Genomic DNA, 13,891 nt, shown 5'->3' on the forward strand with positions numbered 1-13,891 from the left:
GAAGGGAGAAAATGGAAGGCTGTACAGTACAGGAGATTTAGTACGCTGGCTTCCGGATGGCAATATAGAATACATTGGCAGAAATGACTTCCAGGTAAAGATCCGGGGTTACAGAATAGAATTGGGAGAGATCGAAAACCGTTTGTCTCAATATCCTGAAGTAAAACAGTCGGTAGTCTTAGCCAAAGAGAACAATGCGGGGATGAAATACCTTGCCGGATATTATGTATCAGAAGAAGATATTGATAATGAAATTCTTACGGAATACCTGTCAGAATCTTTACCGGAATATATGGTACCGAATGTTTTTGTTCATTTAACCTCTTTACCATTAACGATCAACGGTAAACTCGACAGAAAACAGCTTCCTGAACCGGAATTCAGCGGAGACAGAGAATATGTAGCCGTAGAAAATGAGTTACAGAGAACATTATCCCGAATCTACGGTGAAGTGTTGGGGCTTGCCGCTGAAAACATCAGTGTCCACGATGATTTCTTCCGATTGGGAGGAAACAGCATCATGGCGATTAAGTTAGCCAATAAGATCAAGCAGGAGCTTGGTATACAGGTGAAAGTAGCTAAGGTACTTACTCATAAGACGATAGCTTCCCTCGCCAATGTGTTAAGTGGAGATGATCATGTGGATGAACAGGTAACCATAACCCCGATAGTAATATCATCACCTGAAGAGCAGCGTTTATCTTTTGCTCAGGAAAGACTTTGGTTTATAGAAGCGTATGAAGGAGGAAGCAGTGCATACAATATCCCAATGACTGTTATTCTGAATCAGAAAACTGATGTTTCCGTTCTGTGTAAAGCTCTTGAAGCGGTAGTAATGCGTCATGAAGTGCTCCGCACATTGATTAAAACGAATGAAGATGGAATGGGCTATCAGGTAGTTACAGATCTTATTCCTGAATTTAAAATAACAGAAGTAGAGACGAGAGAAGAACTGGATCAGCACATAAATAAATGTGCCAATAAAGTCTTCCGTCTGGATTCAGAAATTCCTGTAGAGATCAATATCTTCAGATTCAAAGGACGGCATTATCTGTCTGTTGTGATTCACCACATTGCTTTTGACGGATGGTCTACAGAGGTCTTTTTAAAAGAATTGAGCAGTCTTTATCATACATTATCATTAGGAATAGCTTCTACACTTCCTGAATTGAAGATTCAGTACAAAGATTTTGCTTTATGGCAGCGTAATTATCTTTCAGGTAAACGTCTGGATAGCCAGATTGAGTATTGGAAGGTTAAATTCGATGATTATCAAAGTCTGGATTTGCCAACGGATTTCCATAGACCTGCAGACATCTCTTATGAAGGAGAAACGATTAATGTTGATATATCAGGAGAAATATCCGAAGGGATCAGAGATCTCTCCAGAAACCTTGGAGTAAGTGTATACAGTGTCATGCTGAGTGGATATTATCTGATGCTTTCAGCCTATTCCGGCCAGGAAGATATAGTCGTGGGAAGCCCTATTGCCAATCGCCATTATGTTGGTCTTGAGGATGTTATCGGATTTTTTGTCAATACATTGGCGCTAAGAGAGAAAATTGACTCAGAGCAAAAAGTGAAAGACTTTATTCTTCAGGTAGCAGGCTCGGTAACAGAAGCACAATCTCACCAGGATCTCCCATTCGAGAAGCTGGTAGAGGAACTTGGAGTAGAGCAGGATACCTCCAGACACCCTGTCTTCCAGGTAATGTTTGGGCTGCAGAATTTTGGAGGTGGAAATTCAGCAGTGAAGGAAGAAGAAGCCTTATTCTTTTCTTTTGATGGTGAAGTCGACTACCAGGCGGCGAAGTTTGATCTGACGACAATGGTGAATGATGGTCCGGAAGCGATACAGATGACTTTCAACTATGCAACCTCTCTGTTTAGAAAAGAAACGATTGTCCGTATGGCCGATTCTTATCAATTCCTTCTGAACCAGATGGTAAAATCAGGAACAGGGAATACAAAAATTGATGAACTTTCTCTGATCGCGGAGAAGGAAAGCAAACAGATTGTAGAAGTTTGGAATAATACCCAGAAAGCATATCAGGATAAGTTTACGATTCATCAGCTTTTTGAAAACCAGGTTGAAATGACTCCGGATACTACAGCTTTAGTATATCAAAATGTAAGATTATCCTATCGTGAATTGAATGAAAGGGCCAATCGTTTGGCCAATCATCTTATCAATGAATATCATCTTCAGCCGGATGATCTGGTACCTCTATGTCTTGAGCGTTCTGAAGATATAATTATAGCAGGTCTTGCTGTAATGAAAGCCGGAGCGGCTTATGTTCCTATGGATCCATCATATCCGGTAGATAGAGTTAATCATATTGTAAAGGATACGGGAAGCAAAGTTATTCTTACCCAAAAAAGTACAGTCAATAAATTAATAGAATCCTCTTTAGGAAAAACAGATTTAATGGTACTGGACAGCGAAAAGGTTATAGAAAAGCTTGATCAGTCAAATGCTGATAATCCTGCTGCCAAAGTAAGCTCAGACAACCTGGCTTATGTGATTTACACCAGTGGAACAACAGGACTTCCTAAAGGGGTAATGATTGAGCATTCAGGAGTGATCAACCTTATAGAATCAATGATAAAAATTCACCGACTTGAAGAATATCAGGAAGTAGGATGTTTTTCGAACTATGTATTCGATGCCTTTGTCTATGAAGCATTTCCGGCATTATGTAACGGGAATACCTTGTGGATTTACAGCAATGATCTTAGAACATCAGTGAACGAACTTAATGACTACATCAAAGAAAATAATATAGAAGTTTCCTTTATACCACCGGCTTTATTGAGGGAGGTTATAGATAACGGAACCCATTTGAAATTGATTTTTGCAGGAGGGGAAAGCTTCCCTGCCTTAGATAAAAATATTGATGATATTATCTTGGTGAATGAGTATGGGCCAACCGAAGGAACAGTCTGTACAACACTTCATTATTACAAAGAAGATGGCAACCCATTAAATATCGGAGATCCTATCAACAACACATCGGCGTATGTATTGGATAACCATTTCCGTCCTGTTCCTGTAGGGGCAGTAGGAGAGCTTTATATAGGCGGAGCAGGTATTGCCAGAGGGTACTTAAACCAACCTGAGCTCACGGAAGAACGCTTCCTGGACAATCCATTCCAGACATTAGAACAAAAAGAAAAAGGAGAAAATGGTCGACTATATAAGACCGGTGATTTAGTGCGTTGGTTATCTAATGGAGAACTGGAATATATGGGAAGAAATGACTTCCAGGTGAAGATCCGCGGCTATAGAATTGAACTTGGAGAGATTGAAAACAGGCTGCTCCAGTATCCCGGAGTGAAGCAGGCAGTCGTTATGGCCAAAGAAAACAGAGGAGGAATGAAATATCTTGCCGGATACTATGTTTCTGATCCGGTTATAGATCCGCATATGATCTCTGAATTCTTATCAGAAACACTTCCGGATTATATGATTCCGAATGTGTATATCCATCTGGAGCGCCTTTCTTTGACCATCAACGGAAAAATAGACAGAAAACGCCTTCCTGAGCCTGAGTTTATTGGAATCTCAGAATATGCTGCTCCTGAAAATGACATGCAACGAAAACTTGCCGGTATTTATGGAGAAGTATTGAATCTGGATCCGGAAGCAATTAGTATTCATGATGACTTCTTCAAATTGGGAGGAAACAGTATCATGGCTATTAAACTGATCAACAGGATACATCAGCAGCTGGATGTTCAGCTTAAAATTGTAGAATTGTTCAAAGAGAAAACGGTAAGTAAACTTTCCAGAACGGTGATGAGCTATGGAAAAGAGTATAAGCCAATCGTTGCTTTTAATCAGGAGAGCAACAATCCGAAAATGTTCCTTATACATCCTGGAAATGGAGGTTGTGAAGTCTATCAGTCATTGGCAGAACAATTGAAAGCAGAATATGACTGTTACGGAGTAGATTCCTACAACCTATACAATGAAGAGAAGATCAGTAACCTGAAAGGGCTGGCTCATTATTATCTGGCTCATATTGATGACATACAGAAGGATCATCAGCAGGAAGAATATATCCTGTTAGGATGGTCTTTGGGAGGAAATATTGCTCTGGAAATTGCTGCAGAGCTTGAGAACAGAGGACATCAGAAAATTACAGTTTATCTGCTGGATACTATTTTTTACGCCTCTGATCAGAAGCTGGTGGAATACCTTTCGTTCCCTACAGATGAAGAGCTGAGTGAGAAGCTGAATGTTTCTATTGATGACCGTCAGTTTACAGCCACTAAAAACTTTATGTCGGCAGAGTATACGATTATTAAAGAAAATATTTCAAACAATCTGAATTCAACAAAAGTGGTTTTATTCAAGGCAATGCTTGAGGGAGAAACCTTTAATGAGTCATTTAACAGCCATGTACAGGGATCAGCCTATAACAATGTAGATTCAGTCATTGAAAACCGTGATTTATTATCTGTTTATCCTATTAATGCATCCCATCAAACGATGCTGGAGCAGAAAGAGCATATTATTGACCTTATCCTTAAAACAGCTGCCAGTAATTAAAAAAAACCTGGGAGATGGTAAAAAGTCTCCCATGTTATCAACTACACACACTAAAGAAAACCTATGAACAGAACAACATCATATAAACCACAAGTATTTTTACTGCATTACGCAGGCGGAGACAAAAATTCTTTTCGCCCGCTAATTGAAGGCCTAGAACCCTTTTTTGAGGTAGAAACCCCTGAGCTTCCAGGTAGAGGAGATCGTATGGCAGAATCATTTTTAAAAAATAAACAGGACGCTGTAGCAGATCTGCTGAGTCAGGTAAAAAAAGCACGGAAAAAAGAAGTTCCCTATCTCATATACGGACATAGTATGGGAGCTATTTTAGGACATGAAATTTGCCTTGCAATGGAAGAATCTATGGATGCTCCCGCTTATTTTGTCCCCACAGGATATCCCGGACCCAAAATAAAAAATAACCCGCCTATTGCCGGACTGCCAAGAACAGAATTTTTTGCCGAAGTACGAAAATTGGGTGGACTTTCGGATGAAGTCATGGAATTTGAAGAATTGCTGGATTTTTTTGAGCCCGTACTCAGAGCAGACTTCGGACTGCTGGAAGACAAGGAAAATATTCCGTTTGATGAAAAAATAAAGACTCCTGTTTTTGCGGTGATGGGAAAAAATGAACGATATGCATTGAATATAAGAAACTGGAACCATTATACTGAAGCAGAATGTGAATGCCAGATCGTGAATGGGAACCATTTCTTTATCAATCAAAACTTCAATTACCTGGCACAAGTCATTAAAAATCTAATGAATGCGACGATGGCGAAATCGTAAAATATTCATACTTACCTTAAAAAATAACCCTGCTTATGCAAACAAAAAAAGATTACGCATTAGTTTTTATTTTTATTACCATCCTGATTGATATCATTGGAATAGGGATCGTTGCTCCCGTGCTGCCTACCCTTATTTTAAAGCTCTCAAACGGAGATTTAAGTACTACAACACAATATATAGGCTGGTTTATATCCATATATGCTTTAATGCAGTTTATATTTGCCCCAATCCTTGGGAATCTCAGTGACCGTTTCGGACGGAGACCTGTACTTTTATGGTCTCTATTGGGACTCGGAATAGATTATCTGATTCTTGCATTTGCACCAAACCTGATGTGGTTATTTGTAGGACGGATAATAACAGGAATTATGGGATCCAGTATGACTACCGCTACCGCATATATTTCAGATATCAGTACTCCTGAAAAGAAAAGTCAGAATTTCGGAATGATAAGCGCTGTTGCCGGACTTGGTTTAATCATAGGACCTGTGATTGGAGGACTGCTGGGGCAATATGGTGAACGAATCCCTTTCTATGCCGCCGCCGGGCTGAGCCTTCTTAATTTTATGTATGGCGTTTTTGTTCTCCCCGAATCTCTTAAAGAAAGTAACAGAAGGCCTTTTTCCTGGAAAACTGCCAATCCCATAGGAGCTATTAAAAGTATTAAAAAAGAGATACTGGCCCCAACATTGATTATTGCATTTGTATTCATCGCTTTGGCTGGTCATGCAATGCAGAGCACCTGGAATGTGTATGGGATGGAAAAGTTTAACTGGAAGGCGGATATGATAGGATATTCATTAGGGTTTTTTGGCGTTTTAATGGTGATATCCCAGGGATTGTTTATTGGATTATTTATCAATAAGCTGGGGCAGAAGAAATCGATCATAATTTGCTTGTTTATTTACTGTGTCAGTCTGTTATTATTTGGTTTAGTAAATAAATCTTGGATGGCTTTTGCCGTCATGGTTCCTTATGCATTAGGAGGGATGGCTACCCCCATACTCCAAAGTGTGATTTCTTCAAAGGTTCCCGACAACAAGCAAGGGCTCCTTCAGGGAGGGTTGTCGAGTATTGGCAGTATTACTGCTGTTTTTGGACCTTTGTTAATGACCAATGTATTCGCCTATTTTACATCTAGCCATAGTCCTGTGATCTTCAGTGGAGCTCCTTTTGTCTTAGCTTCTGTTTTGGCCTCAATTGGGAGTTTCTGTGTATATGCTGCAATAAAAAATGAAAAATCTTAGGATAATTTCAGTAATATCATGACAGCTTCAGATTTATCTTTTTAGAATCTATTCTTTCAGTTTTAAAGAACATCCCGAAGGAAAAATGGTTGTAGATTTCTGTATCCTATTCATTAATTTTCCATTCAGTAAGCAAACAATGCCTTTCAGTAAAAATTTTTTTACAAAAAGGCATTTCTTGTGATATTTTTGATCCAGAAATTATAACCATGAAAATACAAGGACAAAAATTACTATTCCTATTTTTCTTTTTAGCTTTTATAATGGCATATTCCCAGGTAAAAGTTTCAGGGAGGGTAGCTTTTAAAAATAAGGGAATAAATGAGGTAAACGTTACACTCAAAGATACTTATGATGGAGCTACAACAGATGGGCAGGGAAATTTTTATTTTGAAACATCCGAAAAAGGAAGCCATATCCTCACCTTCACACATCCAAAATACGAAACCGTTGAAAAATCAATTGTTATTGAAAACCAGGATGTTGCTGTAAATGCAGATCTGAAGGAGCAGATCAGTGAAATTGATGCGGTAGTTGTTTCTGCAGGATCTATAGAAGCAAGTGACAAGAAAAGAGCCACAGCATTGCTTACTCCTATTGACATTTATACCACAGCAGGAGCAGATGGGCAGATATCTTCAGCACTAAACTATCTTCCGGGCGTTCAGAAAGTAGGTGAATCCGGAGGCCTTTTTATCAGGGGAGGAACAGGAACAGAATCCAGGATTTTTATGGATGGAAGTCTGATCAATAATTATTTTTCTAATTCTATCCCCGGAATTGCAGGAAGAGACCAGTTTAATACTTCTCTTTTTAAAGGAAATGTATTTTCAAGTGGCGGATACTCTGCTCTTTACGGGCAGGCTCTTTCCGGAGTGCTGATGCTGGAAAGTGTTGACCTTCCCGATCAAAGCTCTTATGATATTGGGATTTCTCCTATTTTTTTGAGCGCCGGATTTCAAAAATTGGGAACCAATAAAGACTACTCTTTTGGCGCCTCTGTAGGCTATTCAATTTTAAGCCTGATGCAGAAAGCCCTTAATTTTAATACAGATTTTATTGATGCTCCCCATGGACTTAACGGTGACTTAAATTTTAGAGTTAAAACAAAATCAGGAGGCTTTTTTAAGTATTACGGAATGTACAATTCCAATACAATGGGGGTGAGGTCAGAAAGTCTCGAGCCGGAATACGATTTTGGGCTGGTAAGACTCAAAGGAAAGAATACCTATCATAACCTGTCCTTCAGACAGAAATTCGGGAAATATCTGTTAAATGTAGGAGGATCCTATTCCTATAACGAATCGGACCTTAATTTTTCTACAGAAACCCATGAAAATGAATCAGATAGAACAAAGCTGTTGACAGATGGAAACTATATCAATTTTAAAGCGGTCCTCGAAAGAAAAATTAATAAAATCAGCGCAGTAAGAGGAGGGTTTGAACTCAATAATGCAGATGAAAAACTCAATTTTGAAAGTGTACAGAAGAATTATAAAGACCTGATTTCTTCAGCTTTTGTAGAAACAGACCTTGGATTCAGCAATGCATTGTCTGCAAAAATAGGAGTGAGGGCTGAGCATTCTTCTTTCCTGGGAAAAAGTAATATTGCGCCCCGTTTTGCATTGGCTTACCGCCTTGCAAGAGACTGGACAACCTCTTTGGCTTACGGCCTTTTTTATCAGAATCCCGAAAGCAAATATATCAATGGCCCGGCAGAATTAGGCTTTCAGAAGTCACAGCATTTTGTTTTCCAGGTTCAGAGAAGTTCAGAAGGAAGAAGCCTGCGTCTTGAAGCTTTTTATAAAAAGTATGATCAGCTGATTAAAACATTTAATATAACCCAGGGAAATCAGCAGAATCAGACGGCTTTAAATAATGACGGTTACGGATATGCAAAAGGATTAGAACTATTTTGGAGAGACAACAAAAAGACATTCAAAAATATTGATTACTGGATTACCTACTCTTTTCTGGATTCAAAAAGAGATTTTCTTAATTATCCGGTAAGTTTAAAACCTAATTTTGCCGCGGAACACACCCTTTCAGCTGTTGTTAAAAGGTTTATTCCGGAATGGAAGATGGGTGTGAACCTCTCTTATACCTACGCCAAAGGCCGTCCCTACTACGATATTGCTTCTGCGTTTGATAACGGAAAAGCCATTAATTATACCAGAAATGAAGGAAGACTGAAGGATTATAATGCCCTTAATTTCAGCATCAACTACCTTCCGAATCTTGGAAAAAAAGATGGAAAAGCATTTACTGTACTGGTATTAAGTGTTTCCAATGTTTTAGGATCGAAAAATGTATATGGGTACAATTTTTCCATGGATGGCTCACGAAGTTCAGCGGTGGTTCCCCCTGTTAATACTTTTGTATTTGTGGGAGCATTTATCAGCTTTGGAGTAGATAAAACAGAAGATGCTATCAATAATAACCTATAAAAGTATACCTTAGACCAACAATATAACTAACCTTTAAAAAAATAATATAATGAAAAAATACTTTTTAAGCTTTGCTTTAGCTTGTATGAGTTTAACCGCTTTTGCTCAGACAGATTACGAAAAAATAATGACCGAAAAAATAGGCAGAATAGAAACCTGTAAAACACCGGAGGATTTTCAGGTCCTGGCCAACGATTTTGAGAGAATAGGAAGTAAAGAAAGCTCACAGTGGCTGCCTCCCTATTATGCCGCTTTTTCCCAGATTCAAAAAGGAAGAGTGATGATGAGAAACGGAAATATGCAGGAGCTTGATGGAGTGGCATCGCAGGCAGAAAAATATCTGGGCCTGGCGCAGAGTCTTGCCGGAGCTGATAATGCTGAAATTCATCTGCTGAAGAAAATGGCTTTTTCCCTGAGAATGATGGTCAATCCTTCGCAACGTTTTATGACAGATGGAGCAAGAGCTTCAGAAGAGCTTAATATTGCTGAAAAACTGGATGCCGCTAACCCCAGAGTTGCATTGATCAAAGCCGAAGACATTTATTTTACACCAGAACAGTATGGAGGAAGTAAAACAAAAGGACTGGAAATGTTCAAAGAAGCATTGGCTAAATTTAATAATTATAAGCCTAGGACTGCACTGGATCCTAATTGGGGAAGATCCGAAGCTGAATATTTTATCAGTCTTCCCGTTGAGAAAGCTAAATAAAAAGCAACGGGAAGAGAGCTGAAAATAGCTGTACTTTAAGTCTCAAAAACTAACCATCCAAAAAACCTTCATCCCATGAAGGTTTTTTGATACCATTCAGGATGAAAAACAGGCCTTTCGGTAAGAAATAATTTTTGATACCTTTAATAAAAACTAATTTTGAGCTAAGAAAACGATCATGAAGCGTAATAATTTTATAACACTGTTTTGGGTCTCTATGGCTGTATCCATGTTTTTCTTTTTTGCCTTTACATCAGAAAAGACCATAGAGAATTTCCTGTATACAATCCTTATTTCCATGCTGTATTCTTTCGTATTGGGAGGAGGAAACGGAATGCTTAACAGCTTTCTGAATAAAAAAATTCCCTGGGCAGAAGCCACCACGAAAAGAGCAATTTTAAGTATTGCCTCTATTCTTATCCTGAATTTTGCGCTGGTTTATTTTTGTAATTATGTCAATTTTGTGCTGATCCAGAAAGCGGTGACTACAGAAGTTTTTTTTTCGGAGAAATATAATTTTATCAATTGGTTTACCATCAATGTAGCACTGCTTATTTCGGCCTTTCTCCATGCAAAAGGATTTATGGAGGAGTTGAAGAAAACTTCCCGAAAAGAAGTGGTGGAGCAGAAGCTTATTGCAAAGTCTGCCAATGCACAGTTTGAGAGTTTAAAAAACCAGCTGGACCCTCACTTTCTTTTTAATTCATTAAATGTCCTCAGTGCTCTGATTGATGAGAATCCACAGCAGGCACAGAAGTTTACCGCTTCAATGTCAAAGATTTACCGGTATGTACTTGAGCAGAAAGATAAAGAGCTGGTGACGGTAGAAGATGAGATTGAATTTGCAAAAACCTATTGTAATCTTTTAAAAACAAGATTTGAAGACAGCGTAGATTTTGTCTTCGATGTTGCCCAGGAAGACTATCAGAAATATGTAGTTCCACTGTCGCTCCAGCTATTATTGGAAAACTGTATCAAACATAATTTTGCTACTTCCTCAAAACCTCTGGTCATCAGAATATTTTCGGATGGGGGAATTCTCTGCATTGAAAATAACCTTCAGTTCAGGGAGCAGATCAAAGAAAGCTCGGGGATAGGACTTTCCAATATTGTACAGCGGTATGCTCTCCTTACCAGAAAGAATGTTTTTATTGAAAAATCAGATGATTATTTTAAAGTAAAACTTCCGATGCTTTCCACTAAGCCTAATATTGTCAGTGTAAAACCTGATGATGAAATAAAAGCATACAAAAGAGCACAGAAAAGAGTAAAAGAAATTAAAGGATTTTATACCAACCTGATTTCTTATTGTATTATTATTCCCTTTTTAATCTTTATCAATCTCTTTACAGGAAGCCGCAGCCACTGGTTTTGGTTTCCGGCACTGGGTTGGGGAATTGGCCTGGCTTCCCACGCATTTCAGGTTTTCGGAATCGGAGAATCCTGGCAGGAAAAGAAGATTAGAGAAATTATGAATCAACAAAAAAACAGAAATAATGGAAACATTTGACGAAAATGATATTCAATACCAGCTCGCTAAAAAACAGGTAGACAGATTAAGAGGCTTTTATGGTCATCTATTTGCTTATATTGCTGTCAATGTGATGATTGTTGTGTATAATTATGCCAATCTGAAGCCTGGAGAAAGTTATTTTCAGTTTAAAAACTTCTTTACAGCAATATTTTGGGGAATTGGTCTCTTAGCACATGCTGTAACGGTTTTTATACCCAAAACTAACTTTATGAAAAAATGGGAAGATAAAAAGATCAGGGAACTGATGGAAAAGCAGCACTCTAAAGAAGACTGATCATGGGGAGTGTATAAATAGGTCTTACTAAAAAATAAACAAAATGGATACACTGCAAATCGTATTTAATGTTTCTATGGGTATTTGGTTTCTGAGTGAGTTCTTGTATAAAAACATATTGAAATCCAATAAAGAAGATCAAAAGAATAAAGATAAATCTACTTTGAACATTTTGTGGCTGGCCATTCCCTTCTCAATAGCTTCTTCCATAATGATTTCTCATTATATCCGTCTTCCGGTGGTTAAAGGAAGCTGGATACTGTATATAGGAGAGTTATTTATTATTACCGGAATACTTTTCAGGTTCATCATCATCAGGTCCTTAGGGAAATACTTTACCGTAGACGTGACTATAAGACAGGATCATCAGATCAAAAAAGAAGGATTTTACCAATACCTGAGACATCCTTCTTATGCCTTTTCCCTGCTGACATCTTTGGGATTAGGATTGTATTTAAACAACTGGATTTCATTGATTTTTGCTTTTATTCCTCCGTTTTTAGCCTTTGCTTACAGAATAAAAATTGAAGAACAGGCTCTTGTAGAACAATTCGGAGAAGAATACATTGAATACAGAAAAAGAACAAAGAAACTGATTCCTTTTATTTATTGATAATTAAACTCAATAGTTTTTATCTATTTAATAATTAATTGTATGATTCTTTGATTAGTCTTGTAAAAAACATGCACTAATGAATTTCTACAAAATTATTTCGTTATTGTCTGCGTGTGCCTTAATGCCCACACAGGCACAATCTCCGGGTGGTATAAATTCCGGATTGATTATCTGGATGAAAGCCAGTACCGGGTGGACTGCATCAAGCTGGACCAATCAGGCCCCATCACCATTATTTGCCAACCTGCCACAATTCACTTTAGGAAGTGTTGCTGCCCCAGCAAGAATAAATAATGTGGGTTTTAACTTTAATGATGCTATTCAGTTTACGGCAGGACCGGGAAGTTCAACAGGGTCGGCTTATAGCACAGGCAACTCTTTTGCTTTAGGCAGCTTTTATGGAGGCACAACGCCTACCGATAGAAGTATAACTTATTTTGGAGTTTCTAATAGCTCGAACTTTGATCTGCTTTCAAATTTTTGGTCGAATAATACAACCGGAACATGTGGATCAAATAGGTGTAATTCCGGTTTCAGAACAAATTCCGTTCAGTTTGGAAATGCAAGTGTAGGACTCACTTATGCAGCAACAGCACAAAATAATATTGGTGCAGGGAGAAGAGTAAGCAGCACAAACAGAAGCGGATTTGTAAATGGAATTGAAGCGAACGCTACCAGTACAGGCAATTTATCAGACGCAGGAAGCTATACATTTAGTTTAGGATACTGGCCTGTTTTTTTTGCCAGCTATGCTATTCCTGAAGTACTGTGGTATAACAGGAATTTATCTAATATTGAGGTTAATAGGGTAAGTTCATATCTGGCCTTAAAATACGGGACAACTCTTACACAGACTACAGCTCAAAATTATATTGCCGGAGATGGAACAACCGTTTATTGGAGCAATACCAGTGCTACATCTGCCGGAACATTTATTTATAACATTTTTGGGATCGGAAGAGATGATGCTTCGGGCCTTCAACAGAGGGTTTCCAGTTCTGTAAATAATTCCGGAACTACAACAACATCAGGTTCTTATATTACGGTGTCTACTAATAATAATTTTACTGCTGCCAATACTTCTGCTAACCACCCGGACATTTCAGTTAATAATAATTTCCTGATGATTTCTGATAATGGAGGTCTTTTAAATACTTATTCAACAGCTATTACAGGGATGCCCAACATGCAGAGAAGTAACCGTATCTGGCAAGCACAGAAAACAGGAAATGCAATAGGCTGTGTTTATTATCGGTTTAATTCCATTACAAATCCTACAGCCAACCAACGCTATTATATGATTGTAGCAGATAACCCGGGCTTTACTACCAATGTTTCTATCAAAGAAATTGCTGTTTCTGGAGGAACAGCAACAATACAGCTCAATCAAAATACAGGTTCTGCTAATTATTTTACCATTGGTCTCTGGGACAACACCACTGTGGCGGATGTTCCCGATACTCCATTTGGAATAGATGTTACAAATACCGCCAATTGGAAGCCTGTTTCCAAAAACGGATATATTCAGATCAATGCCGTAGGAAAACCGGTTGTTTTAACAAGAGTTACTGCTGTAGCATCAATTCCGTCTCCTGTTGAAGGGATGCTGGTTTTTGATACATCAGACAATACCACTAAAGTGTATAATGGAACGGTGTGGAGAGCCTTAGGAGGTAATTTCAACCGATATTGTAATTAATCTTAAATAAGCATAACA

9 protein-coding genes are annotated in these 13,891 nt (G+C 38.3%); all 9 read left to right on the forward strand.

Annotation, left to right across the window (positions count from 1 at the left end):
* A partial coding sequence (locus tag MP477_RS08685) for a non-ribosomal peptide synthetase (RefSeq protein ID WP_257190087.1) occupies positions 1-4,555 on the forward strand: 4,555 nt, incomplete at its 5' end.
* Positions 4,556-4,618: 63 nt separating this feature from the next.
* Complete coding sequence (locus MP477_RS08690; RefSeq protein ID WP_257190088.1) at positions 4,619-5,344, forward strand: thioesterase II family protein; 726 nt, start codon at positions 4,619-4,621, stop codon at positions 5,342-5,344.
* 35 nt (positions 5,345-5,379) lie between these two features.
* On the forward strand, positions 5,380-6,594 hold the full coding sequence (locus MP477_RS08695; RefSeq protein WP_230033197.1) for a TCR/Tet family MFS transporter: 1,215 nt from the start codon (positions 5,380-5,382) through the stop codon (positions 6,592-6,594).
* A 209-nt stretch (positions 6,595-6,803) separates the two neighbouring features.
* A complete protein-coding gene (locus MP477_RS08700) occupies positions 6,804-9,041 on the forward strand; it encodes a TonB-dependent receptor (RefSeq protein WP_257190089.1) in 2,238 nt (745 codons plus the stop codon).
* A 49-nt stretch (positions 9,042-9,090) separates the two neighbouring features.
* On the forward strand, positions 9,091-9,750 hold the full coding sequence (locus tag MP477_RS08705; RefSeq protein ID WP_257190090.1) for a hypothetical protein: 660 nt from the start codon (positions 9,091-9,093) through the stop codon (positions 9,748-9,750).
* 178 nt (positions 9,751-9,928) lie between these two features.
* Complete coding sequence (locus MP477_RS08710) at positions 9,929-11,260, forward strand: 2TM domain-containing protein (RefSeq protein ID WP_257190091.1); 1,332 nt, start codon at positions 9,929-9,931, stop codon at positions 11,258-11,260.
* Positions 11,247-11,558 carry a 2TM domain-containing protein gene (locus tag MP477_RS08715; protein ID WP_257190092.1) on the forward strand — a complete coding sequence of 104 codons (312 nt, stop codon included), beginning with the start codon at positions 11,247-11,249 and terminating at the stop codon, positions 11,556-11,558. The genes MP477_RS08710 and MP477_RS08715 overlap by 14 nt, the downstream gene beginning before the upstream one ends.
* A 43-nt stretch (positions 11,559-11,601) precedes the next feature.
* On the forward strand, positions 11,602-12,171 hold the full coding sequence (locus MP477_RS08720) for an isoprenylcysteine carboxylmethyltransferase family protein (protein WP_257190094.1): 570 nt from the start codon (positions 11,602-11,604) through the stop codon (positions 12,169-12,171).
* A gap of 79 nt (positions 12,172-12,250) precedes the next feature.
* A complete protein-coding gene (locus MP477_RS08725; protein WP_257190095.1) occupies positions 12,251-13,873 on the forward strand; it encodes a hypothetical protein in 1,623 nt (540 codons plus the stop codon).
* The last annotated feature ends 18 nt before the right edge of the window (positions 13,874-13,891 follow it).

The organism is Chryseobacterium sp. WG23, from assembly GCF_024586575.1.
Classification (GTDB): Bacteria; Bacteroidota; Bacteroidia; order Flavobacteriales; family Weeksellaceae; genus Chryseobacterium.